This window comes from Flavobacterium humidisoli (genome assembly GCF_023272795.1).
Lineage (GTDB): Bacteria > Bacteroidota > Bacteroidia > Flavobacteriales > Flavobacteriaceae > Flavobacterium > Flavobacterium humidisoli.
Map to the genome: position 1 here is coordinate 1,401,193 of NZ_CP096829.1, position 23,960 is coordinate 1,425,152.

Annotated in this window: 23 protein-coding genes; 4 read left to right on the forward strand and 19 right to left on the reverse strand. The window is 34.3% G+C overall.

Annotated features, from left to right (window positions below):
* Positions 1–46: 46 nt before the first annotated feature.
* The 10 genes from nuoH to aspS all read right to left on the reverse strand — a co-directional run bounded on the left by nuoH (position 47) and on the right by aspS (position 9,660).
* Entirely contained in the window at positions 47–1,099 is a 1,053-nt protein-coding gene (nuoH, locus tag M0M44_RS06380; protein WP_095929647.1) for an NADH-quinone oxidoreductase subunit NuoH, read from the reverse strand.
* Between the two features lie 6 nt (positions 1,100–1,105).
* A complete protein-coding gene (locus tag M0M44_RS06385) occupies positions 1,106–2,134 on the reverse strand; it encodes an NADH-quinone oxidoreductase subunit G (RefSeq protein ID WP_248729014.1) in 1,029 nt (342 codons plus the stop codon).
* Between the two features lie 79 nt (positions 2,135–2,213).
* Positions 2,214–3,584 carry an NADH-quinone oxidoreductase subunit NuoF gene (gene nuoF, locus M0M44_RS06390; protein ID WP_248729015.1) on the reverse strand — a complete coding sequence of 457 codons (1,371 nt, stop codon included), beginning with the start codon at positions 3,582–3,584 and terminating at the stop codon, positions 2,214–2,216.
* A gap of 1 nt (position 3,585) precedes the next feature.
* The gene (locus tag M0M44_RS06395) at positions 3,586–4,116 is read right to left on the reverse strand and encodes a complex I 24 kDa subunit family protein (RefSeq protein WP_057115709.1); all 531 of its coding nucleotides are present in this window, start codon (positions 4,114–4,116) and stop codon (positions 3,586–3,588) included.
* A gap of 198 nt (positions 4,117–4,314) precedes the next feature.
* A complete protein-coding gene (locus M0M44_RS06400) occupies positions 4,315–5,553 on the reverse strand; it encodes an NADH-quinone oxidoreductase subunit D (protein ID WP_091490525.1) in 1,239 nt (412 codons plus the stop codon).
* A 21-nt stretch (positions 5,554–5,574) separates the two neighbouring features.
* On the reverse strand, positions 5,575–6,096 hold the full coding sequence (locus tag M0M44_RS06405) for an NADH-quinone oxidoreductase subunit C (RefSeq protein WP_248729016.1): 522 nt from the start codon (positions 6,094–6,096) through the stop codon (positions 5,575–5,577).
* Between the two features lies 1 nt (position 6,097).
* On the reverse strand, positions 6,098–6,646 hold the full coding sequence (locus tag M0M44_RS06410) for an NADH-quinone oxidoreductase subunit B (RefSeq protein WP_095929653.1): 549 nt from the start codon (positions 6,644–6,646) through the stop codon (positions 6,098–6,100).
* A 150-nt stretch (positions 6,647–6,796) separates the two neighbouring features.
* Positions 6,797–7,162: an NADH-quinone oxidoreductase subunit A gene (locus M0M44_RS06415; RefSeq protein ID WP_095929654.1), complete on the reverse strand. Its 366-nt coding sequence runs from the start codon at positions 7,160–7,162 to the stop codon at positions 6,797–6,799.
* Between the two features lie 243 nt (positions 7,163–7,405).
* Positions 7,406–7,600 (reverse strand): cold-shock protein, encoded by a 195-nt coding sequence (locus M0M44_RS06420; protein ID WP_007137066.1) that lies wholly within the window; start codon positions 7,598–7,600, stop codon positions 7,406–7,408.
* 308 nt (positions 7,601–7,908) lie between these two features.
* The gene (gene aspS / locus M0M44_RS06425; protein ID WP_248729017.1) at positions 7,909–9,660 is read right to left on the reverse strand and encodes an aspartate--tRNA ligase; all 1,752 of its coding nucleotides are present in this window, start codon (positions 9,658–9,660) and stop codon (positions 7,909–7,911) included.
* Positions 9,661–9,816: 156 nt separating this feature from the next.
* Here aspS and M0M44_RS06430 point away from each other — a divergent pair, with 156 nt between their 5' ends.
* A complete protein-coding gene (locus tag M0M44_RS06430; RefSeq protein WP_248729018.1) occupies positions 9,817–10,812 on the forward strand; it encodes a TlpA family protein disulfide reductase in 996 nt (331 codons plus the stop codon).
* A 211-nt stretch (positions 10,813–11,023) separates the two neighbouring features.
* Positions 11,024–11,371, forward strand: a complete 348-nt coding sequence (locus M0M44_RS06435; RefSeq protein WP_248729019.1) for a toxin-antitoxin system YwqK family antitoxin — start codon at positions 11,024–11,026, stop codon at positions 11,369–11,371.
* A gap of 56 nt (positions 11,372–11,427) precedes the next feature.
* Here the strand turns inward: M0M44_RS06435 and M0M44_RS06440 are convergent, their stop codons facing one another.
* From M0M44_RS06440 to M0M44_RS06475, 8 genes are all read right to left on the reverse strand, one after another.
* On the reverse strand, positions 11,428–12,540 hold the full coding sequence (locus M0M44_RS06440) for a PepSY-associated TM helix domain-containing protein (RefSeq protein WP_248729020.1): 1,113 nt from the start codon (positions 12,538–12,540) through the stop codon (positions 11,428–11,430).
* A gap of 63 nt (positions 12,541–12,603) precedes the next feature.
* Positions 12,604–14,154, reverse strand: coding sequence for a PepSY-associated TM helix domain-containing protein (locus tag M0M44_RS06445; protein ID WP_248729021.1), 1,551 nt, complete (start codon positions 14,152–14,154; stop codon positions 12,604–12,606).
* 5 nt (positions 14,155–14,159) lie between these two features.
* A complete protein-coding gene (locus M0M44_RS06450; RefSeq protein ID WP_248729022.1) occupies positions 14,160–14,462 on the reverse strand; it encodes a hypothetical protein in 303 nt (100 codons plus the stop codon).
* Between the two features lie 18 nt (positions 14,463–14,480).
* A complete protein-coding gene (locus tag M0M44_RS06455) occupies positions 14,481–14,813 on the reverse strand; it encodes a hypothetical protein (protein ID WP_248729023.1) in 333 nt (110 codons plus the stop codon).
* Between the two features lie 60 nt (positions 14,814–14,873).
* On the reverse strand, positions 14,874–17,354 hold the full coding sequence (locus M0M44_RS06460; protein WP_248729024.1) for a TonB-dependent receptor: 2,481 nt from the start codon (positions 17,352–17,354) through the stop codon (positions 14,874–14,876).
* 218 nt (positions 17,355–17,572) lie between these two features.
* Positions 17,573–18,814 (reverse strand): 2-oxoglutarate dehydrogenase complex dihydrolipoyllysine-residue succinyltransferase, encoded by a 1,242-nt coding sequence (odhB, locus tag M0M44_RS06465; protein WP_248729025.1) that lies wholly within the window; start codon positions 18,812–18,814, stop codon positions 17,573–17,575.
* Between the two features lie 90 nt (positions 18,815–18,904).
* Positions 18,905–19,477 carry a hypothetical protein gene (locus M0M44_RS06470; protein ID WP_248729026.1) on the reverse strand — a complete coding sequence of 191 codons (573 nt, stop codon included), beginning with the start codon at positions 19,475–19,477 and terminating at the stop codon, positions 18,905–18,907.
* A 4-nt stretch (positions 19,478–19,481) separates the two neighbouring features.
* Positions 19,482–22,256 carry a 2-oxoglutarate dehydrogenase E1 component gene (locus M0M44_RS06475; protein ID WP_248729027.1) on the reverse strand — a complete coding sequence of 925 codons (2,775 nt, stop codon included), beginning with the start codon at positions 22,254–22,256 and terminating at the stop codon, positions 19,482–19,484.
* Positions 22,257–22,373: 117 nt separating this feature from the next.
* Here M0M44_RS06475 and M0M44_RS06480 point away from each other — a divergent pair, with 117 nt between their 5' ends.
* Entirely contained in the window at positions 22,374–22,925 is a 552-nt protein-coding gene (locus tag M0M44_RS06480) for a hypothetical protein (RefSeq protein ID WP_248729028.1), read from the forward strand.
* Between the two features lie 53 nt (positions 22,926–22,978).
* Positions 22,979–23,545, forward strand: coding sequence for a hypothetical protein (locus M0M44_RS06485; RefSeq protein ID WP_248729029.1), 567 nt, complete (start codon positions 22,979–22,981; stop codon positions 23,543–23,545).
* A gap of 28 nt (positions 23,546–23,573) precedes the next feature.
* Here the strand turns inward: M0M44_RS06485 and M0M44_RS06490 are convergent, their stop codons facing one another.
* Complete coding sequence (locus M0M44_RS06490) at positions 23,574–23,927, reverse strand: hypothetical protein (RefSeq protein WP_111286231.1); 354 nt, start codon at positions 23,925–23,927, stop codon at positions 23,574–23,576.
* Positions 23,928–23,960 lie beyond the last annotated feature (33 nt).

The window sequence follows — 23,960 nt, forward strand, 5'->3', positions numbered from 1 at the left end:
AAATTCAAAATCTATTTTGTTTTTTATTTGAAGCTAATTACAGTTCTTAGAATCCTAAAGCAGCTAAGATTTCGTGTCTTAAAATAACTACGCCTGTAATCATGATATTAATAATTGAAAGCGGAATTAAAATTCTCCAGCCTAAATTCATTAATTGGTCATATCTAAATCTTGGAATTGTCCAACGTACCCACATATAGAAGAAAATGAAGAAACATATTTTTATAAATAATGCTCCAATTCCTAATAAGTTTGCTGTATTTACACCTACATTTTCTACCATCCATTGCATTCCTGGGTAGTTGTATCCGCCAAAGAATAATACAGAAATAATAGTAGAAGAGATAAACATACTTGCATATTCAGCAAATAAATAAAATCCCATTTTCATAGATGAATATTCGGTATGGTAACCTCCAATTAATTCGTTTTCACATTCTGCTAAATCGAAAGGAGTTCTGTTTGTTTCTGCAAATGAACAGATTAAGAAAATTAAGAATGATAATGGCTGATAAAAAACATTCCAATTCATTCCTTGCTGCTGTAATGAAATTTCTTTTAAACTCATTGTTCCAGTCATCATCAATAAAGCAATTATTGATAATCCCATTGCAACCTCGTAAGAAACCATTTGAGAAGCGGCACGAATAGCTCCCATCAAAGAGAACTTGTTGTTAGATGCCCATCCACCAATCATGATGCCGTAGACTCCAACAGAAAGAACTCCGAATATGTATAATAAAGCAATGTTTACATCTGTAGCTTGAAGAATAATATCTCTTCCGAAAAGATGCAAACGATCTCCCCACGGAATTACAGCACTAGTCATTAAAGCAGTACTCATTGCAATTGCAGGACCAACTACGAATAAAAATCTATTTGGCGTGTTTGGGAAAAATTCTTCTTTAGAGAATAATTTCATACCATCTGCAAGTGGTTGTAATAAACCTCCCCATCCGGCGCGGTTTGGTCCAACACGATCTTGCAAGAAAGCAGCAACTTTACGTTCTGCCCAAGTAGAATACATCGCCATGATCATTGTTACCGCAAAAACGACAACAATAACAACACTTTTTTCTATAATAAATGCACTTTCCATTTCTTACTATTTTTGATCTTTATCAGTTAATGGAATTGCAGCCATACTAATTTTTTTACGGTCAATATCTCTACCTAAAAGAATATTCTTTTCAGTATCAATTTCAACTTTCTCTAATTTTTGAGTGTAATTGTTTTGGTTAATAACAGAATCTTTTTCAAATTCTCTTGGTCCTTCAATTACCCAGTCATTTACATTTTTATGATCAAAACGACAGCTGTTGCAGATGAATTCTTCAACTTCATGGTACTCATCTTTACGACCAGTTACACGCTGAATTTCTCCACCAAACATCCAAACCGTAGTTTTTCCGCAGCACCCTGGAGTAGTACATTCTCTGTGCGCGTTATAAGGTTTGTTAAACCAAACTCTTGATTTAAAACGGAAAGTTTTATCTGTTAAAGCTCCAACTGGACAAACGTCAATCATGTTTCCAGAGAACTCATTGTCGATTGCTTTAGAAATTCCAGTTGAAATATTAGCGTGGTCACCACGGTCTAATACTCCGTGAACTCTATTGTCTGTCAATTGATCCGCAACTTGCACACATCTTTGGCATAAAATACAACGATTCATGTGAAGTTGAATATTTGGACCAATATCTTCTGGTTCAAATGTTCTTTTTTCTTCAATGTAACGTGATTTTGGATTTCCGTGTTCAAAACTTAAATTCTGTAAATCACATTCACCAGCTTGATCACAAATTGGGCAATCTAATGGGTGATTGATTAATAAAAATTCTGTTACAGATTTACGGGCTTCAGTTACTCTTGCAGACGATTTACTGTTTACTTCCATACCATCCATACATCCTGTTACACAAGATGCCATTAATTTTGGCATTGGTCGTGGGTCAGCTTCACTTCCTTTAGAAACTTCAACTAAACAACAACGGCATTTACCACCGCTGCCTTTTAATTTTGAGTAATAGCACATGGCTGGCGGAACTAAATCTCCTCCAATCATACGTGCAGCCTGCAGGATCGTTGTTCCTGGTTCTACGTCTATACTTTGACCGTCTATGGTTACTTTCATCTCTTATTTTGTTTTTTTAGTTTCAGGTTTAAAGTTTCAGGTTGAACTTGAAACTAAAAAAACTTGAAACTTGAAACTATTATATAATTACTTTACCGCCAACTAAATGTTTCACTTGTGAAAAAGGCTCGGCAACAAAGTGATCTCTATTTTTAATTTTTTCTGGGAAACGAACGTGATATTCAAATTCATCTCTAAAGTGACGAATCGCAGCAGCTACTGGCCAAGAAGCAGCGTCACCAAGAGGGCAAATTGTGTTTCCTTCGATTTTGCTCTGAATGCTCCACAATAGTTCGATATCTTCTTCACGACCTTGGCCGTTTTCGATTCTCCATAAGATTTTTTCTAACCATCCTGTTCCTTCACGGCAAGGTGTACATTGTCCGCAAGATTCGTGGTGGTAAAAACGAGCAAAGTTCCAAGTGTTTCTTACGACACAAGCAGTATCGTTGTAAACAATAAATCCTCCAGAACCTAACATAGATCCAGTAGCAAAACCACCATCACTTAAAGATTCATAAGTCATTAAACGATCTTCGCCATTTGCTGTTTTGAAAATCAATTCAGCTGGTAAAATTGGCACAGAAGAACCTCCAGGTACAAATGCTTTTAATGGACGACTTGAAGACATTCCTCCCAAATATTCATCAGAATTCATGAATTCGTCAACACTTAAACCTAATTCAATTTCGTAAACGCCAGGGTTTTTGATGTGTCCTGAAGCAGAAATTAATTTAGTTCCAGTAGAACGTCCAATTCCAATTTTAGCATAATCATCACCAGAATTGTTTACAATCCAAGGCACAGTCGCAATTGTTTCAACATTGTTTACCACAGTTGGATTTGCCCAAAGACCAGAAACCGCTGGGAAAGGTGGTTTAATACGAGGATTTCCTCTTTTACCTTCCAAAGATTCGATTAATGCTGTTTCTTCTCCACAGATATATGCTCCAGCTCCACAGTGTACGTGAAGTTCAAGATCATAACCTGTTCCTAATATATTTTTTCCTAACCATCCGGCAGCTTTTGCTTCGGCGATTGCTCTTTCTAAGATTTTGAAAACCCACATATATTCTCCACGGATGTAGATATAAGATAGGTTAGCACCCAAAGCGTAGCTTGAAGTGATCATTCCCTCGATCAATAAGTGAGGAATATATTCCATCAAGAATCTATCTTTGAATGTTCCAGGCTCAGATTCGTCGGCATTACAAACTAAGTGTCTTGGTCTTCCTGATTTTTTGTCAATAAAACTCCATTTCATACCAGCAGGGAAACCTGCTCCACCACGACCACGTAATCCTGATTTTTTTACTTCTTCAGTAACTTCGTCTGGAGTAAGTGTTTTTAAAGCTTTTTCTACAGAAGCATAACCACCATTTTGGCGATATACTTCGTAGGTTTTAATTCCAGGAATATTGATTTTATCTAATAATATTTTTTGTGACATCTTATTTATCGTGTAATATTATTTTATCATCTCTACAATCAGCAATAATCTGATCGATTTTCTCTTCTGTCAGTTTTTCTTTGTAGAAATCTCCCAACTGCATCATCGGAGCATATCCGCAAGCACCTAAACATTCTACACCAGCAATGGTAAACATTCCGTCTGGAGTTGTTTCGCCCATTTTAATGCCTAGTTTCTCAGAAGTATAATCCATTAAATCCTCTGCGCCTCTTAAACAACAGCAAGAAGTTTGGCAGAACTCAAACATATACTTACCAATTGGCTTTTGGTTGAACATCGTATAGAAAGTAACCACTTCATAAACCTCAATTGGTTTTATCTGAAGAATCTCGGCAACTTTATCTTGCAATTCAATACTAAGCCAGTTGTTATGTGCATCCTGAACTTCGTGCAAAACAGGCAATAAAGCCGATTTTTGTTTGCCCTCAGGATAATGGCTGATCAATTCATTGATGCGATTCATCAATGCCTCAGTCATGTTTATTTCTTGTTTGTAATGTTTACGTTCCATTTTTAATTTTAGATTTTAGATTTTAGATTTTAGATTTTTTTAATCTTGGTCTATAATCTATGATTCTTCAATCATTGTTTAAGTTTTAGATTCTTCAATCTGAATTTTTCAATTCCTAATTATAATTTTAAACCTAAATTCTAAAATCTGCATTCTCAATCAGCAATCTAAAACCTAAAATCTAAAATCTACAATTTGTTAGGCATCTAATTCTCCTGCAATTACGTTCAAACTTGAAAGGATGATAATTGCATCAGAAAGCATAGCGCCTTTAATCATTTCTGGGAATGCTTGATAATAAATAAAGCATGGTCTTCTGAAATGTAATCTATATGGAGTTCTACTTCCGTCAGTTACTAAATAAAAACCAATTTCTCCGTTTCCTCCTTCTACAGGGTGGTAAATTTCTGCAACTGGTACAGGAACTTCTCCCATTACGATCTTAAAGTGATAAATTAAAGATTCCATAGAAGTGTAAACATCTTCTTTTGGAGGAAGGTAGTAATCTGGAACTTCAGCATGGTATTCATTTCCTGGAGGCATTTTTTCTAACGCCTGACGAATAATGCTTAAACTTTCCCAAACTTCAGCATTACGAACACAGAAACGATCATAAGTGTCTCCTGATTTTCCAACAGGAACTATAAAATCAAAGTCTTCATAAGATGAGTAAGGTTGTGCTACACGTACGTCGTAATCAACTCCAGCAGCACGCAAGTTTGGACCTGTAAATCCGTAAGCCATTGCTTTTTCAGCAGTGATGCCACCTACGTTTACAGTTCTATCAAGGAAAATTCTATTTCTCTCGAATAAGTTTTGAAATTCTTGCCAAACTGGCGGAAATTCTTCAAGGAATTTATCTAGTTTTTTGAAAACTTCTGGAGACCAGTCTCTTTCAAAACCACCAATTCTTCCCATATTTGTAGTCAAACGAGCTCCACAAATTTCTTCATAGATTTCGTAGATTTTTTCTCTAAATTGAAAAACGTATAAGAAACCAGTATACGCACCAGTATCAACACCCAAAATACCATTACAGATGATGTGGTCCGTAATACGAGCCAGCTCCATAACAATAACTCTTAAGTACTGTGCTCTTTTAGGAACTTCTATACCTAATAGTTTTTCTACAGTCATCCACCATCCCATATTGTTGATAGGAGAAGAACAGTAGTTCATACGGTCTGTAAGAGGTGTAATTTGATAAAAAGGGCGATTTTCGGCAATTTTTTCGAATGCTCTGTGGATGTAACCAATAGTTGGTTCAGCCTCAAGAATTTTTTCACCATCCATCAACAAGATATTTTGGAAAATACCGTGTGTAGCAGGGTGAGTCGGACCTAAATTCAGTACAGAAAGTTCGCTTCCGTCTTCGTTTAGTCTCTCCTTAATTATTTTAGCATATCGATGCTCTGGTGGTAATAATAGTTCTGACATTTTATAATGTTGAATTATTTTTTAGCAATTTGTTGTTGTTCTTCCGAAGAATCGGTCATCCTTATCTGTTCTTCCACTGTCTTCCAATGGGAATTCTTTTCTCATTGGGTGAGACTGCATTTCATCCATATTTAAAATACGTTTCAATTGAGGATGTCCTATAAAGTCAATCCCATAGAAATCGAAAGTTTCTCTTTCCATCCAGTTAGAAGACAAGAAAATGTTTGAAACCGATTTAATTTCTGGTTTTTCGCCGTTTAGGAAAACTTTGATTTTCAATCTTTTGTTTTCGTACCAGTTGTGTAAATGATAAACAACTGCAAACTGACGTTCTGTTTCGTTATCTGGATAATGAATGCCGCACAAATCTGTTAGGAAGTGAAAGCGTAATTCGGGATCATTTTTTAGGAATAGAATCAGGGGCGTAATTTTATCAGCCGAAGCTTCTAAAGAAAAAATATCTCTTTCTTGCTGAAAATTGAAAACATCGTTATTAAATGTTTCAGTAAGTTTATCTTGGATCAGGGTGTTTTCTAAAGCCATCTTATGAGATATTATATGAAGCTAATAATTCTTGGTATTCAGGTGAGCTTCTTCGTCTCACAGATTCGCTTTTTACCAGGTCTTGAAGTCTCATAACTCCATCAACAATTTGTTCTGGTCTTGGCGGGCATCCTGGTACATAAACATCAACAGGAATTACTTTGTCAATTCCTTGAAGAACAGAGTAAGTGTCAAATACTCCTCCTGACGAAGCGCATGCTCCAACAGCAATTACCCAACGAGGTTCTGCCATTTGTTCGTATACTTGTCTTAAAATTGGGGCCATTTTTTTAGAAATAGTTCCCATTACTAATAACATATCGGCTTGTCTTGGCGAGAAACTCACACGCTCAGAACCAAATCGAGCTAAGTCATAGTGAGATGCCATTGTTGCCATGAATTCGATACCACAGCATGAAGTCGCGAAAGGAAGCGGCCATAATGAGTTAGCTCTTGCTAAACCAACAACATCACTAAGTTTTGTAGCGAAGAAACCTTCACCAGTAACTCCTTCTGGCGGCGCAACCATATTTACTTTTGAATCGCTCATTTTATTTTAGATTTCTGATTTTAGATTTTAGATTCATTGAAATCGTAAAAAGTAAAATCAATTTTTTAAATCAGTACTTTAATTTGAGTTTAAATTTTAAATCATAGTATTTAGATAAATCTAAAGTCTCAGATCTAAAATCTAAAATCATTATTCCCACTCTAATGCTTTCTTTTTGATGATGTAAAAGAAACCAACTAAAAGCAAAGACATGAAAACTAACATTTTTAGCATTCCTTCAATTCCTAAGTCTTTGAAATTTACTGCCCAAGGATAAAGGAAAATAACCTCTACGTCGAATAATACGAACAAAATGGCAACTAAGAAGTATTTTACAGAGAATGGAATACGGGCGTTACCAACAGATTCGATACCACACTCGAAGTTTTTATCTTTAACTTCAGAGGTTCTTCTTGGTCCTAATTTTCCAGAAATAATGATTGTTCCTACCACAAAACCAACAGCTAGAATAAACTGCATTAAAATAGGAATGTAACTGTATTGATCAGATTGCATAAACTTCGATTTTTTACTTAAAAAATGAGCCACAAAGATAACTTGGAACTCTGTAAAACACAAGCTAAAAAAGGATTTAAGTAGGGTAGTAAACCGCGTTTATGTCTAATTTTTATTCATTATAAATAACATTGCGTTATTTTAATATTTTTTTAAGAAATGGGTAAAAAAAAAACGTCCCGATAGTTCGGGACGTCTTCTGAGACCATTCAGAGGCAAAAAAAATAAATTGCTATATTTTTCTTAGATTACTGCTACTTTAGCAGCAACTTTCCCTTTTCTTCCTTCTTCTTCTTCATAGCTTACACGGTCACCTTCGCGTAATTCTTCCGCGTTAATTCCTGAAGCGTGAACGAAGATGTCTTTTCCTGTTTCTTCGTCTGTAATGAATCCATAACCTTTAGATTCATTGAAAAATTTTACTGTACCTGTACGCATTTGTAATGTAATAATAATTTATAATAAACAAATGTAATATTTAAAATCATACAAAAGACATATACGTGTTAATTTTTTGTAAAAATTATTGATTTACAGTGTTTTTACGCGGTTTATTGCGTCAATTTCTTTATAAAATACCATAATTTGCGAATCATTAATTGTAGGAATATAAAATCATTACGTTTGTAGGAATATGATAATTCAATAAAAAATAGGCTTTAAGATTTTTCCTAGTATTTCGTTAAAAATAAAAAGCCGCTGAAATTTCAGCGGCTTTTATCTTTTTATGAATAATTTACTTCAAATTAAGCAATATCTACTTTAATGCGAAGTTCTTTCAATTGTGCGTCGTCAATTGCAGCAGGAGCATCTATCATTACATCACGTCCTGAATTGTTTTTAGGGAAAGCGATGAAATCTCTGATTGTTTCCTGACCTCCAAGAATTGCCACAAGTCTGTCAAGACCAAAAGCAAGTCCTCCGTGAGGCGGTGCTCCAAATTGGAAAGCATCCATTAAGAACCCAAATTGTGCTTTTGCTTCTTCTTCGGTAAATCCTAAATATTTAAACATTAACTGCTGAGTAGCTTTATCATGAATACGAATAGATCCACCACCAATTTCGTTTCCGTTTAAAACCATATCATAAGCATTTGCACGAACTTTTCCTGGTTCTGTTTCCAGTAAAGCCATATCTTCTGGTTTTGGAGAAGTAAATGGATGGTGCATTGCATGGTAACGACCGCTTTCTTCGTCTAACTCTAATAATGGGAAATCTACAACCCATAATGGAGCAAATTCTTCAGGGTTACGTAAGCCTAAACGAGTTGCTAATTCCATACGTAAAGCAGAAAGCTGAGCGCGTGTTTTGTTTGCTGGACCAGAAAGAACAAAAATCATATCTCCAGGATTTGCTTCTGTTGCTTTTGCCCAGTTTGTCAAATCGTCTTGATCGTAGAATTTATCTACAGATGATTTATAAGTTCCGTCTTCGTTGCATTTTACGTAAACCATTCCTGATGCTCCAACTTGTGGACGTTTAACCCAGTCAATTAACCCGTCGATTTCTTTACGAGTATAATTTCCTGCTCCTGGAACAGCAATTCCCACAACTAATTCAGCTGCATTAAATACAGGGAATTCTTTATGCTGCGCAAATTCGTTTAACTCTCCAAACTTCATTCCGAAACGAATGTCTGGTTTGTCGTTTCCGTATGTTTTCATGGCGTAGTCGTAAGTAATTCTAGGGAATTTATCTACTTCAATGCCTTTAATTTCTTTTAATAAGTGTCTTGTCAATCCTTCAAAAATATTCAAGATATCTTCTTGCTCTACAAATGCCATTTCGCAGTCAATCTGAGTAAACTCTGGCTGACGGTCTGCACGTAAATCTTCATCACGGAAACATTTCACAATTTGGAAATATTTATCCATTCCGCCAACCATCAAAAGTTGTTTGAAAGTTTGTGGAGACTGTGGCAATGCGTAAAATTGTCCTTCGTTCATACGGCTTGGTACAACGAAATCTCTCGCACCCTCAGGAGTCGATTTGATTAAGTAAGGAGTTTCAACTTCACAGAAATCTAAATCAGAAAGATATTTGCGAACTTCCATCGCTACTTTATGACGGAATAATAAACTGTTTTTTACAGGATTTCTTCTGATATCCAAATAACGGTATTTCATTCTGATATCTTCTCCGCCATCAGTTTCATCTTCAATTGTAAAAGGAGGAGTAAGTGCAGTGTTTAAAATTGTTAATTCTGAAACTAAAATTTCAATTTCACCAGTTGGGATGTTTTTATTTTTAGCTTCACGCTCAATAACAGTTCCTTTTACTTGAATTACAAATTCACGTCCAAGTGTTTTTGCCAATTCAAAAACAGTTTTATTAGTACGACTTTCGTCAAAAATAAGTTGTGTAATTCCGTAACGGTCACGTAAATCGACCCAATTCATAAATCCTTTATCACGTGATTTTTGAACCCAGCCCGCAAGTGTAACTTCGGTATTAATATTTGAAGCGTTTAATTCGCCACAATTATGACTTCTATACATAATCAAAATTTTAGACTGCAAAAGTAAATACAAAATTCAAGATAATATAGTAAAGTGATAAGTTGATTCAGAATAATTTCAAATAAATTGTTAATTGTGAAATTCCGAAGCATTTATTCTTTAGTTTTGATTCACTAAAAACTAATATTAATACCTATGAAGAAACTTTTTGTTGCAGGTTTAGTAATTTTTACTGCTTTAAATGGTACTGCTCAAAGTAAAAGTTCTATTAAGTTCACAGCTAAAATTACTAATAGAAATAGTGATACTTTAGTAATTAAAGGAAGAGACAACTTCAAGCAAGTAATTCCGATTGATAAAAAGCAAGTTTTTGCTGCCACTTTTGATGCTCCTCAGGGTTTTTATGTTTTCTCTGACGGAACAGAGTCTTCAAACTTATATTTAAAGCCGAATTCGGAAGTTAATTTGACTATGAATGCTAAAGAATTTGATGAGACGATTGTATATAAAGGTAAAGGTGTAGAAGAAAGTAACTTTTTAGCACAACAGGCATTAAAAGATGAAAATTTTCAGAAAGATGCTTTTGCCAAAGAATCGGGAGAATTTAGCGCTTTGCTGGATAATAAATTTAAAACGGATACAGAAAACTTAGAGAAAGGAGATTATGCTCCAGAATTTAAAACAGCTCTAAAACGCAGTTTTGAGAGTTTTCATCAATATGTAGCTCAAGAATATGAGCGAGTTTCAAAAGCAAATAAAATGGTTGGAAAAGCATCTCCAACTTTTGATTACGAAAATTTTAAAGGAGGAAAAACAAAACTGGCTGATTTAAAAGGCAAGTATGTTTACATCGATCTTTGGGCAACATGGTGTGCACCTTGCAGAGCTGAAATTCCTTATCTGCAAAAAATTGAAGAAAAGTACCACGGAAAAAATATAGAATTCGTAAGTATTTCTATTGATAAGGCAAAAGACAATGAAAAATGGAAAAAGTTTGTAACCGATAAAAAATTAGGGGGCGTTCAGCTATTTGCAGATAAAGATTGGGAATCTGAATTTGTGGTTAACTATGGTGTAACAGGAATTCCAAGATTTATACTTGTAGACCCAAATGGTAATATTCTAAAATCTGATGCGCCTAGACCTTCTGATCCTGAGTTGGATAAACAGCTTACAGCATTATTGAACTAATTTATTTACGAAATTTATAACGTTATCGTAAAGTTGAAATATTTTCTAAAATACCAGTAAAACCAGTGCTTGAGCGCTGGTTTTTTTATTTTGTCTGTTTTTCCAATGTTAAGTTTTTAATCAATGTTACCAAATTGTTAAGTAAAAGTTTTTTTAATGTAAACTATTAACTATATTTGATAAAGATTTCTTAACATTAATACCTAAAGATATGAAAAAGAGTGTAATTTTAGCTGCAATATTGTTCTCTGGAATTGTAGTTGCACAAGAAGGAAAGCCTGAATTAGAAGCTGTTGGAAACAAGGTAAAAGCAACCTATTACTATGAAAGTGGTAAAGTGCAGCAAGAAGGCTTTTTTAAAGACGGTAAATTAGACGGTGTTTGGGTATCTTATGACGAAAATGGAAACAAAAAAGCCGTTGGAGAATACGCAGACGGAGTTAAAACTGGAAAATGGATTTACTTTAATGAAGACAGCTTGAAAGAAGTTGCTTATGTTGATAACAAAGTAAGTTCGGTTAAAAATTTACAGAAAAATGCTTTAGCAAATAGAAATTAGTATAATTTCAAAACTAACTATAAGAAGACCGTCTCGTTTTTAACAGGACGGTTTTTTTATGCTTTTACTTTTTTAGATTTTCTGTTTCTTCCAAACCAAATTATAAATCCGCTAACAGGTAGTGCAGCGGCAATTAAGCTCACGGTAAAAGCTATAATTTTTCCAGGAAGATTTAAAACTTGTCCTGTATGTATTCCGTAATTCATTTCGATAACCTGAAGGCCTAGACTTTTTTTATCGAAAGGCTGGCTTTGGAGCAGTTTTCCGCTTGACGGATGAAAATAATAATTGCTCTGCTGATCGTAACGTAAAGTATGCGGATAGGCACCTGTACTCACAATATCGCCTTTTTGTTGTGGAATCATTACAAAGAACATTTCTGCTTTTGGCTTTAATTTTAGTGTTTGAGCAAAGGCTTTGTCAATTGCTGTAACTGAATTTGTTTTGAATACAGTTGTATCAATTACGGGTGTTTTTGTTTCGACTTCTTTGTCTCCGCCTAGATTGAAAGATTTGTAAATTCCGTCACCAACCCATTCGTAAGTAAAGGTAAGTCCAGTTATAGCCAGAATTAAGGCAATTAATGAAATATAAAAACCGGTCGTATTGTGCCAGTCGTAATTTACTCGTCGCCATTTTGCGGACCATTTTATGGTGAAACTTCTTTTAATATCGCTTTTTCGTTTTGGCCACCATTGTATAATTCCTGAAATCAGTAAAAGGATAAAAATAATGGTTGCTCCTCCAATAATATGTTTTCCTATATAATCTGGCAGAAGCAGATATAAATGGATGTATTCTACAATAATAAAAAAGTCGGTTTCTGGGTTTTCTGACTTCAAAAATTTACCCGTATACGGATTAAAGTATAAGTAGAGATTTCCAGTATCTGAATAAGTATAAACAATGGCCGATCTGTTTTTTCCATAATAAGCAACCATACTGGCTTTGTTTTCAGGAACAGTTTGTTTTGCTTTTTCCTGAAGTTGAGATGGCAGTAGAAAAGGTTTGTTCTCAGGTTCTACAAAACGCCATTCTTTTCTTGTTATGTCTTTTATTTCGTCATGAAAACAGAAAATACAGCCTGTAATGCAGATAATAAAAACAATAAGCCCAGAAATTAATCCGAGCCATTTATGCAGAAAACGTATTTTCGTTTTGAATCCCATTTTTGATTAAAAGCGTAAAAGTATACGCAAAATCAATAGAGGACAAATTATTTAAGCTAATTTTTAAGAAACTGCTTTTTTAGGTTTTAAATGATAAGCTGTGTATAATGAAATTGAAGCTAGGAAAATCCAGAAAACGTCGATAAAGAAAATCTGGAATTTGTTCTCCATAAAGGAAGTCCAAAACCAATCTCCAGAAACGATTCCGTTGGTAATTGGAATTAAGAATCCTAAAATACTTCCTGAAATCAAACAGAATTTGTTGGTAAAAGCATCATTCTTTTTAATGATAAAGAAGATAGTCAGCAATAGCCAGCCTCCAAAATAAAGTGCATATAAATTAGACTGACTTAACGGATAGAAAATTTTGCTTCCAATAAAAGCCAAAGCTGTTATTGGATACATGCTTAAGCAAATCGCCAAATAGATACGAACAACAGCAGCATTGAAACGTCTTTTCTTTTCTGGCATGTTATTTTTTTGTCGCGCAACTAACCAAATCATAACCCCAGAAATAATGACAAAACAGGTTATAATTCCTAAAAGGAAACTTACGATTTTCAAGGCATATCCGCCATAATCACCAAAATGTATTCTATACAAAACATTTTTTACAACATCTAAATAACTGGTTTGTGCTATAGGATCTTTTTTGGCAATTTCTTTTCCATCAGCAATTCGGTAGACTACTTTTCCTATTCCAGTAAATTTTTTATGATTTAGAAGTTCGCCTTCCACTAAAACATGCATATTGGCATCTCCATAATTCTGGATAAAAACGCGGGTAATTTCAAAATCGGCCCAGTTCTTTTTTGTTTTAGCAACCAACTCACTAATGTTGAATGGATTTGCTAGTTTTTTATTTTCAAATTTATAATCAGCATCAGTATATTCCAGTTCTTTATATAATTTATCTTGGTCTCCTTTATACAAAGCCATTACGGCTGGTGCGACAATTAAAAGTTTAATCATAAAAAATGCACCTGTAACTGCATATACAAACTGAAAAGGCAAACCAATCATTCCTAAAGCTGTGTGTGCATCTGTCCAGAGTGTTTTTAATTTTTCTTTCGGACGGAACATGTAAAAGTTTGAAACAATTTTATTCCAATGCAATAAAACTCCCGTAACAATTGCAAATAAAAAGAATAAAGCTGTAAAACCTGACAGATAATACCCTGCCGGATAAGGAATTTGTGCAAGAAAGTGTAAGCGGTATAAAAGTTCTCCCAACGAATAAGATTCTTCGTAGGTATAAGTTTTATAGTTTTTGGTGTCTAAATAAAAAAAATCTCCTGCTTGCTGTTTTTTTGGAGCCAAGGTGTCTTTGGTGCCTTCCATATAAATAGCTACTCGATTTTCTACAGAAGGTTTAGAAATGGTAATATTTCTTCCGTGCAATACATATTTTTTGTCAAGATATTGCAGCGCATTGTTGTAATCTAATTGAATTTCTTTTGTGATTGCTGTAGATTCACTTCTTTCCCAATTGATGATTTCATCTCTAAAAAAAGAAAAAGATCCAGCAAAGAAAATTACAAAAAGAACTACACTGATAACGATTCCGCTGACAGTATGGGTATGAAAATAGATATTGTAATGACGGTTATTCATAAATATTATTGTGCCATATGGTTATAGGTTTGACCCAAATAAATAAAAAGACAAAAAAGTAAAGATAGCAGAATGTAAACTCCCCAGATTTTCCAGCCACTTTTGGCTAAAAAAGCAATAACCATTAATGCTACCCAAAGAATAAAACCGCTGAAAGCCATCGTGATTAATACATCTTTTCGGCTGAACCATGCGGCAAGAGCCAAATGAAACGTAACAGAAACAAAGTATCCGCCTAAAATTGCAGCAGTAATTTTGGAAAAACGAGGCCAAAAAGAAGGATTTAGATATTTTGGATTTGCTGGCATATTAATTTAAAATAGATTTTAGTTGTAATAAAATTCAGTTACAGCAATAAAAACCAATAATACCAAAAGTAACTTACTATTTATTTTTTTTAATGGTGTAAGAATAATGATTAAACTTCCAACTGTCATTAGCTGAATAAAAAACATCAAAGTGCCACAGCCTAATGATTGTGTAAAAAGCCACATCATATAAGCAGATAACAAAAGTATTAAACCAATGATTTTAGTTTGCTTTGGATTTTTCTGCATCCATTTTTCAAAACCTAAATCATACGATAACACTGCTCTTTTTGAAGTGTAATAAAGAGTGTAAAAAGCTAAAAAAACGATAAGGCTGGCAATTGTAATCATAATCTTTAAAATTTAAAAAACACCTTTCTTTTACGAGAAAGGTGTTTTTGCTGTTTTTTATTAGAATCTGTACGAGAAGTTCGCCGCTACAGTTCTCATATTTCTTGGATGAATTGTTGACCAACCATCATATGTATCAACATTAGCAATATTGTCTAATTTTAATGTCAAGGTGTATTTTTCTGTTCCGTAGAAAATAGAAGAATTTAAAACAGTATAAGAAGGTATTGTAAATTGACCAACACCGTTTCTGTTCATGATTAAGTTTTTGTCAGCATAGTTTCCTCCAAATCCTAAACCAAAACCTTTTAAATCTCCTTCAGGGAATTTATAGCTTGCCCAAAGATTTGCTAAGTTTCTTGGTCCTGAACTCTCTGGTCTGCGTCCTACAAAAGAAGGGTCTCCCGCGTTTAAGACAGCATCAACATAACTGTAACCCGCTACAATGTTTAAACCGTCAATAGGATTTGCCACGAATTCTGCTTCAAAACCTTTATTTCTTTGTGCTCCATCTTGATAAGGTGTTTGTGATGTTGCAGTATAAACTACATAAACTTGGTCTTTTACCTGAATGTCATAGTAGCTTAATGTAGCGTAAAGTTTATCTTTAAACACGTTTAATTTTGTACCAATTTCAAACTGGTTAGCGTGTTCTGGTTTGAAAGTTCTTGGTCGAGTAGTTCCGTCACCTAAAATTTCTGTTACTGGAGCAGAATTAGCAAAACCATCCATGTAATTTGCAAAAAGCGAAACTTTATCTATAATTGGCTGATAAACGATACCAAACTTAGGAGAAAAGGCAGTTTGATTAAAATCATCTGCATTTGTTGATAAATCACCAGCAGTTACAAAACGGTCAACACGTAAACTTGCCATTGCTGATAAAGCAGGTGTAAAATTGATTACATCAGAAAAATAGGCGCTGTAAACTTCTTGTTTTGTTTTGTTCATACTAATTCCAGCACTTGCAATAAGAGCATCAGTTCCAGCTTTAGTTAAGTTTCCATTATCTCCATTAGTGATGTATTTAGTAGGATCTGTGATGTTATAAAGATATTGATTCACAGTTGCAACATCTAAATTACCAATGTAGATATTACCATTTCTTACGTAATTAGAGCTATTGTCAACCATGCCTCTATTAAAGTAATCTAAACCAACAACAAGACGGTTTCTTAGGCTTCCTATTTTAAAGTCTCCAATAAAGTTTTGTTGAATATCTGTTGTTAGAGTTGTAGAATTTTGATAATTCATAGAACGTCCTAACACAATTCCTTCGCTTATTTCGGCTGGTGCGTATTGTGTTCCTTCATATAAATAACTATAGTATCCATTAGATGAAGAAGAACCTCGTGAAACTACAGTTTGTGAAGTCCATTGGTCATTGAATTTGTACATCATTTGACCTTGTAAATTGTATGAAGGAGTTTCGATTGCCAATTCATTACTAGTGTAAGAACGTTTGTTGTCGTAACCTAATTCATCCATATTGTGAACTCTCAACGGGGCTGCTCTGTCTAAAAATAACATAGTAGCGTTCGTCTGTTTGTTGTTCATGAATTCCGTATTAATGAAAAACGAAAGTTTGTCATTTACTTGGTAAGATAATGATGGAGCAAAAAAGAATGATTTTTTAAATCCAGCATCTTGGAAGCTATTTTCTGTATGATAAGCAGTATTTACACGAAAATTAATTCTGTGCTCTTCGTCTACAGGAGTATTAACATCTGCCGTTACTCTGTTTAAACCGTTGCTTCCAGCAGTGTAGCTAACTTCTCCTCCAAAATGATCATAAGGTTTTTTTGTAGTTAAGTTAATTAAACCTCCATAAGAGATTAAACTGCTTCCGAATAAAGTACCAGAAGGTCCTTTAATTACTTCAATTTTATCTATGTTAGCAGGGTCTAAACCTCCGTTTGTTAATCCTGGTAATCCATTAGTCATTGTTGGTTGTACAGCAAATCCTCTTAAAGAGAAATAACCTGCACCATCACCTCCACGACCTGTAGAAGCCCAAAGAGGTGTTAATCCTGGAGCATTTTTAAGAGCATCGTCAAGGTTGGTAACAACTTGTTCTTTTAATAACTCAGCAGTAATTGTAGTATAAACTTGTGGATTTTCAAGATTTTTAAGAGGTAATCTTGATACCTGTTGTGTTTCTTTACGAGCTAGCGGATTTTTTCTGTTTCCGTTTACAACAATTTCATTTAATTCTTGAGAGTTTTCACTAATTCTAAAATCCTCAATAATTGAATCGCCACCATTAAGGCTAACGCTTTTTTCTTTAGAAGAATAACCAATTCCAGAAACTTTTATCACATAGTTACCTGGTTTAATATTTTTAATTTCATAGAAACCGTTGGCATCTGTGCTAGTTCCTATTTTTGTTCCTTTCAATGTAACAGATACATTATCTGCAGCTTGATTATTTGTTAAGCTAATTTGACCTTTAATAGTTGCTTTTTCTTGAGCCAAAGCCGAAACGCTGGTCATTAAAGCAAAACAAAAACTCAAAAAAGAAATTGTAAATTTTAATTTCATTTTTATTTAGAATTAATTTTGATAGTGCAAATTTAATTGTTGGACTGCAACCAAACAAGTTATTCTTATTTATTCTAAATTAAATATTTTTTAAAGGGTAAAATTTACAATTTTTTAAAAAATTAACACCTTAAGTTAAAATTAAGCTAATCTTAAGCAAAAAAACCTGCTCAAATTAATGAACAGGTTTTTATTATTGTCAAAAATTACTCTAAAAATTACAACTCTAAAGCACGTTTAGCGTCGCCATTCATTAATAATTCTACTGGATTTTCTAAAGCCTCTTTTACAGCAACTAAGAAACCAACAGACTCACGTCCGTCGATAATTCTGTGATCGTAAGAAAGGGCAACGTACATCATTGGGTGAATTTCAACTTTACCGTTTACAGCGATTGGACGCTCGATAATGTTGTGCATTCCTAAGATTCCTGATTGAGGAGGGTTGATGATTGGAGTACTTAACATACTTCCGAAAACACCACCGTTAGTGATTGTAAAAGTTCCTCCAGTCATATCGTCAACTGTAATTTGACCATCACGAGCTCTTAAAGCTAATCTTTTGATTTCAGCTTCAATTCCACGGAAAGTTAAAAGTTCAGCGTTACGAACAACAGGAACCATTAATCCTTTTGGTCCAGAAACTGCGATTGAGATGTCAGCAAAATCATAAGCGATTTTGTAATCACCGTCCATCATTGAGTTAACATCTGGATATAATTGTAAAGCTCTTGTAACTGCTTTTGTAAAGAATGACATAAAACCTAAGCCTAAACCACCGTGTTTCGCTTTAAAAGCATCTTTGTACTCATTACGAATTTGGTTGATAGGTGTCATGTTTACTTCGTTGAAAGTAGTAAGCATAGCTGTTTCATTTTTAGCTGAAACTAGTCTTTCTGCTACTTTACGACGTAACATTGATAATTTTGTACGCTCAGTTCCACGGCTTCCACCAGTTGGAGTTCCCATAGAAGGTACTGCATTTATAGCATCATCTTTAGTGATTCTTCCTCCTTTACCAGTTCCAGAAACTGTTGCTGGAGCAATATTTTTCTCGTCTAATATTTTTCTTGCTGCAGGAGATGGAGTTCCAGCTGCATAACTTGTTGCTGCAGGAGCTGCTTTAGGAGCTTCTGCTTTTACTTCTGCCTTTGGAGCTTCTGCTTTCGGCGCCTCTGCTTTTGGAGCTTCAGCCGCTGGAGCCGCGCCACCTGCTGGTTTAGCAGCATCTGTATCAATTAAACAAACTACAGCACCTACTGCAACTGTATCGCCTTCTTCAGCTTTTAGTGTAATTACACCGCTCATTTCAGCAGGTAATTCAAGAGTAGCTTTATCTGAATCAACTTCAGCAATAGCCTGATCTTTTTCTACATAATCTCCGTCTTTTACTAACCAAGTTGCAATTTCAACTTCTTTTATTGATTCCCCTGGTGATGGGACTTTCATTTCTAAAATCATCTTGTTTTTGTTTAAAGTTTTAGTTAGTTTCAAGTTTCAGGTTTATGACTAAACGTGAAACTTAAAACTGAAACAATTATTTTTTATTATCTAATTTGTGTATGACATTTCAGGAAGGACCTTTGCAAATTCTTCTCCTTTTTCTTTTGATTTATTATATTTTGCAGTAGATCTTTTAACTACACTTTCGAAATCTGCTGCGCCTTCTTTGAGATCTTCCGCTGTAGCGATATATTCTTTCTTTTCTGAAATCGCTTCTAGAATATTTTTTTTCTTTTTCTCAAATTTTTTAGGCGTTTTGTAATTCTCCGGTCTTGGATCAAATGCTACTAATTTTACACCTGCTTTTATTGCGCCCATTTGCACTTCAGAATCAACAATATAAATTTTGTTTGCTTCAAGTTCTGCTTCAATAAAACTTGAATTTTCTGATCTTGACCAAAACAAATGTTTTCCAGGATCGCATTCGTAAATTAAATATTTCCCATAGTTAAATTTGCCTAAATATTTTTCTCCATCAAAATATTTAAAATTTATCAACATTCCCATTCCGGAAGACCTTACGAAGTAAACAATTGCTTTTCCTTCGGTCGGTTTTTTTAATTCTTGAGCATTAATTGATATTGATAATAAAATAACAATAAATAGAAATATTTTTTTCATAAATCTATCTAAATAAATTTTTATCGAATACCATTCTAATTGCATCTGCATGACGACGTTTTGCACGTGTGTAGCTTCCAGATGCTGGAGCAGAATATGCTTTTAATGAAGCCAATCTCCATTTTACAAGATCAAAGTTCATTAACATAAAGCTGTAAGCTCCCATGTTTTTAGGCTCTTCTTGCGCCCAAACATAATCGTCAGCATTTGGATATTGTGCAATAATTTCTTTGATTTGATCTACTGGGAAAGGGAATAATTGTTCGATACGAACCACTGCAACATCATTTCTTCCGTTGTTTTCTCTTTCTGCGACGATATCATAGTAGAATTTACCTGTAACAAAAACTAAAGTTTTTACACCTTTTTTGTCTACTGTATTATCATCAATTGTTTCTTGGAAACTTCCGTTTGCAATTTCTTCAACTGTAGATACACATCTTGGATCACGCAATAAACTTTTTGGAGAGAAAACTACCAAAGGTTTACGGAAATTCGTTTTCATTTGTCTTCTTAACAAGTGGAAGAAGTTAGCTGGCGTTGTACAATCAGCAACATACATGTTGTGTCTTGCGCAAAGTTGTAAGTAACGTTCCATTCTTGCAGAAGAGTGTTCTGCACCTTGTCCTTCATATCCGTGAGGCAATAATAAAACAATACCGTTTTGGTTGTTCCATTTATCTTCACCACAAGAAATGTATTGGTCAATCATAATTTGAGCACCGTTAGAGAAATCTCCAAATTGTGCTTCCCAAATTGTTAAGGCTTTTGGGTTTGCTAATGCATATCCATAATCAAAACCTAAAACACCATATTCTGATAAAAGTGAATTGAATACACCAAAGTTTCCTTTTTTGTTTTCAATAGCGTTCAATAAGATTACCTCTTCTTCAGAATCTTCTACTTTTACAACAGCATGACGGTGAGAGAATGTACCACGCTCAACATCTTGACCAGAAATACGAACGTCAAATCCTTCTGTTAAAAGAGAACCGTAAGCCAGTGCTTCTGCAGTTCCCCAATCAATGGTATTGTTATCGTAACCAGCTTTTCTGTCTGTAACAATTTTACTTATTTTGTTGATAAACTTTTTATCTTCTGGTAAAGTTGATATTGTTTTAATGATAGAATCTAATCCTTCTTTGGCAAAAGTAGTATCAACTTTTTGAAGCATTTGGGTATCTGTTACTTGAACAAATCCGTCCCATTCGTTTTTCATGAATGGAGTAATGATTGTTAAGTCTTTTTTACGTGAAGCTTCTAAGTTTTCTTCTAGAGCAGATTTATATTGTTTTTCTAGAGCATTAACATAAGACGCGTCAATTACACCGTCAGAAAGTAATTTATCTGCGTAGATGTCTCTTGGGTTTTTATGTTTAGCAATGATTTTGTATAAAACAGGTTGTGTAAAACGAGGTTCGTCACCTTCGTTATGTCCGTATTTTCTATATCCTAATAAGTCAATAAATACGTCACGTCCAAATTGCATTCTGTAGTCTAATGCAAAAGATACAGCGTGTACAACAGCCTCTGCATCATCAGCATTTACGTGTAATACTGGAGAAAGAGTTACTTTGGCAACGTCTGTACAATAAGTAGAAGAACGAGCGTCTAAGTAGTTTGTTGTAAATCCAACTTGGTTGTTGATTACAATGTGGATTGTTCCTCCAGTTTTGTAACCATCAAGTTGAGCCATCTGAATGATTTCATATAAAATACCTTGACCTGCAATTGCAGCATCTCCGTGTACTGCGATTGGCAATACTTTAGAGAAATCATCAGCATAATATTTATCTTGTTTAGCTCTTGTAATACCTTCAATTACAGCTCCAACAGTTTCTAAGTGAGAAGGGTTTGGCGCTAAATTGATATTGATGCTTTTTCCTGATCTTGTTTTTTTGTCGGCAGTTAGACCTAAGTGGTATTTTACGTCACCATCAAAATATTCTTGATCGTAATCTTTACCGTCAAACTCACCAAAGATATCTTGAGTAGATTTTCCGAAGATGTTTGCCAAAACGTTCAAACGACCACGGTGAGCCATTCCCATTACGAATTGTTCAACACCTTTTTCGGCAGCTTGCTCGATCAAAGCATCTAAAGCTGGGATGATAGATTCTCCACCTTCTAATGAGAAACGTTTTTGTCCAACATATTTAGTATGAAGGAAGTTTTCAAAAGAAACAGCTTCGTTTAATTTATTTAAGATTGTTTTCTTTTCTTCTGTAGAAAAATTAGGCTGATTAACATTTACAGCTAATTTATCCTGAATCCATTTTACAACGCCAGGATTTCTAATGTACATATATTCAATACCGATATGCTGGCAGTAAATAGCCTTAAGACGATTTACGATATCTTGTAAAGAAGAAGGCACCATGCCGATCGTTTGAGCAGCATCAAAAACAGTCGAAAGATCGGCTGTTGTTAATCCGAAGTTTTCAATATCCAAAGTTGGAGATGAAGTTCTACGGTCACGAACAGGATTTGTTTTCGTGAATAAATGCCCGCGCGTACGGTATCCGTCAATTAATTTTAGTACATTGAATTCTTTTTGCAGTTTTTCTGAAACCAAGCTACAGTCTGCGTTATCGCTAGTCACGTACTCAACGATAGTTTGCACTGGATTTTCGTCGTTATAAGTTGTTTGTCCAAAGTCAAAACCTTGAAAAAAACTTCTCCAGCTAGGCTCAACACTGTCTGGGTTAACTAAATATTGATCGTATAATTGTGCAAAAAACTCGGTATGCGCTGCGTTTAAAAATGAAAACCTATCCATAATATGAGTGAATATACTTTTTTGTTATATAGAAAGGCAAAAGTACAACAATCACATTTATTTAAATCTTTTTTTTACGTACTTTTACGTAAAAATTTGTTAAAATAAACGTTAACTATGAATAAAATTCAATTTTCAATCGATTGCAGATGTTTTTTTGTGATTTTGGCTGTCTTATTTTCAAGTTATAGTATTGCACAACAAAAATATGTCATTGACAACAGTAACCATTTTTGGGACAAAGTTCAATTTGGAGGTGGTTTAGGTCTTGGGTTTGGTTCAGGATATACTAATGTCTCAGTAATGCCAAGTGCCATTTACAATGTCAACGAAATTGTTGCGGTTGGAGTTGGATTGCAGTTTGGTTATTTGTATCAAAAGAATTATTACGAATCATTTGTTTACGGCGGAAGTTTCATCACACTTGTAAACCCGATTCCGCAACTGCAATTATCTGCAGAATTGGAGCAAGTTAGGGTCGATACTGATTATGATGAAAATTATTACCATTCAGGTTTTTCCGATGCTTATTGGAATACAGCCTTATATCTAGGAGCAGGTTACAGAACAGGAAGTGTAACCATTGGAGCGCGTTACGATGTTTTGTACGATCCGAATAAAAGTCTTTACGGTTCTGGATTTATGCCTTTTGTGAGAGTGTATTTCTAAAAGTGGCTAAGGTTCTGAGATGCTAAGATTCTAAGTTTTTTAAAAGCGAAAATTTGAAAAAATATATTTTTATAATCATTGGAGTTATTACTTTTAGTTGTAATAACTCGGAGAAGTCAAAAAATACTAATGAAAAGGTTGTAAAAAAAGATTTACGACCTTTTTTTGATTCTGATAAGATTGATCATTATTTTGTGAATTATACTCTTGATAGCATAATTATTTCTGGAGCAGAAAGTCAGAAATCAAAAAAAGAGAAGGAGTTTGAAGATATATTTATGGGATATTTTCCGGATAGTATTCCTAAAAAGAGTTTTGAAGAAATTTTGTTAAGTCATAATTATAAGAAATCCAATCTTACAATTAAACAGCAAAAGGAAATTGAAAATGTATTCAGCGAAAAAGATTCTCTGCAAATGAGTGCATATGCGTGTGTTCCCGAATATCGCGACATTTTTATTTTTAAAAAGAAAGAAAAAACGATTGGAATAGCAAAGATTTGTTTTAGATGTGGTCGTTTCCAAATTGTTGGAAGCAAAATTGACACACAATATTTTGGACTTTGGTCAGAATTAGATAAACTGCACAATATCGTTCGTCCTAATGAGAAAAAAACTTAGAACCTTAGCATCTTAGAACCTCAGAAACTTATTTATAATAATTTCGAAACCAAACCTTCTGCCATTCTCTTTTTAAGATTAAGAAAGCAACTTGTTCGGCTAGAATAACCAAATCGGATCCGTCAAGTTGTTTGATTTCATTTTCGGGAACATCAATGATGTAGAGGAGATTTAAGTATTCAGCAAATTTGTATTGAATCATTCGGTAGACTTTTTCGTGAAGCTGAATCTTTAATTCATCTGGGGAAATGCTTAATGGAAAATCGATTCCTTCATTGGCCAAATTAAAATCCTTATTAATCTGCTCAATAAGATTTAAATATAAAGTCTCTGCTTGCGCCTGAGCTAACAAAGATTCAGTATTTACGGGTGCTACAAACATGAGGTTTTAGATTTTAGATTGCTGATTTATGAT

Bases quoted from the DNA above. Each gene is read 5' to 3' on its own strand.
- M0M44_RS06490 (WP_111286231.1), bottom strand. From the start codon at position 23,927: ATGTTTGTAGCACCCGTAAATACTGAATCTTTGTTAGCTCAGGCGCAA.
- nuoH (WP_095929647.1), bottom strand. From the start codon at position 1,099: ATGGAAAGTGCATTTATTATAGAAAAAAGTGTTGTTATTGTTGTCGTT.
- M0M44_RS06400 (WP_091490525.1), bottom strand. From the start codon at position 5,553: ATGTCAGAACTATTATTACCACCAGAGCATCGATATGCTAAAATAATT.
- M0M44_RS06395 (WP_057115709.1), bottom strand. From the start codon at position 4,116: ATGGAACGTAAACATTACAAACAAGAAATAAACATGACTGAGGCATTG.
- M0M44_RS06405 (WP_248729016.1), bottom strand. From the start codon at position 6,096: ATGGCTTTAGAAAACACCCTGATCCAAGATAAACTTACTGAAACATTT.
- M0M44_RS06445 (WP_248729021.1), bottom strand. From the start codon at position 14,154: ATGAATAACCGTCATTACAATATCTATTTTCATACCCATACTGTCAGC.
- M0M44_RS06430 (WP_248729018.1), top strand. From the start codon at position 9,817: ATGAAGAAACTTTTTGTTGCAGGTTTAGTAATTTTTACTGCTTTAAAT.
- M0M44_RS06410 (WP_095929653.1), bottom strand. From the start codon at position 6,646: ATGAGCGATTCAAAAGTAAATATGGTTGCGCCGCCAGAAGGAGTTACT.
- M0M44_RS06475 (WP_248729027.1), bottom strand. From the start codon at position 22,256: ATGGATAGGTTTTCATTTTTAAACGCAGCGCATACCGAGTTTTTTGCA.
- M0M44_RS06455 (WP_248729023.1), bottom strand. From the start codon at position 14,813: ATGATTACAATTGCCAGCCTTATCGTTTTTTTAGCTTTTTACACTCTT.
- M0M44_RS06385 (WP_248729014.1), bottom strand. From the start codon at position 2,134: ATGAAAGTAACCATAGACGGTCAAAGTATAGACGTAGAACCAGGAACA.
- M0M44_RS06440 (WP_248729020.1), bottom strand. From the start codon at position 12,540: ATGGGATTCAAAACGAAAATACGTTTTCTGCATAAATGGCTCGGATTA.
- aspS (WP_248729017.1), bottom strand. From the start codon at position 9,660: ATGTATAGAAGTCATAATTGTGGCGAATTAAACGCTTCAAATATTAAT.
- M0M44_RS06480 (WP_248729028.1), top strand. From the start codon at position 22,374: ATGAATAAAATTCAATTTTCAATCGATTGCAGATGTTTTTTTGTGATT.
- M0M44_RS06470 (WP_248729026.1), bottom strand. From the start codon at position 19,477: ATGAAAAAAATATTTCTATTTATTGTTATTTTATTATCAATATCAATT.
- M0M44_RS06450 (WP_248729022.1), bottom strand. From the start codon at position 14,462: ATGCCAGCAAATCCAAAATATCTAAATCCTTCTTTTTGGCCTCGTTTT.
- M0M44_RS06460 (WP_248729024.1), bottom strand. From the start codon at position 17,354: ATGAAATTAAAATTTACAATTTCTTTTTTGAGTTTTTGTTTTGCTTTA.
- M0M44_RS06420 (WP_007137066.1), bottom strand. From the start codon at position 7,600: ATGCGTACAGGTACAGTAAAATTTTTCAATGAATCTAAAGGTTATGGA.
- odhB (WP_248729025.1), bottom strand. From the start codon at position 18,814: ATGATTTTAGAAATGAAAGTCCCATCACCAGGGGAATCAATAAAAGAA.
- M0M44_RS06415 (WP_095929654.1), bottom strand. From the start codon at position 7,162: ATGCAATCTGATCAATACAGTTACATTCCTATTTTAATGCAGTTTATT.
- nuoF (WP_248729015.1), bottom strand. From the start codon at position 3,584: ATGTCACAAAAAATATTATTAGATAAAATCAATATTCCTGGAATTAAA.
- M0M44_RS06435 (WP_248729019.1), top strand. From the start codon at position 11,024: ATGAAAAAGAGTGTAATTTTAGCTGCAATATTGTTCTCTGGAATTGTA.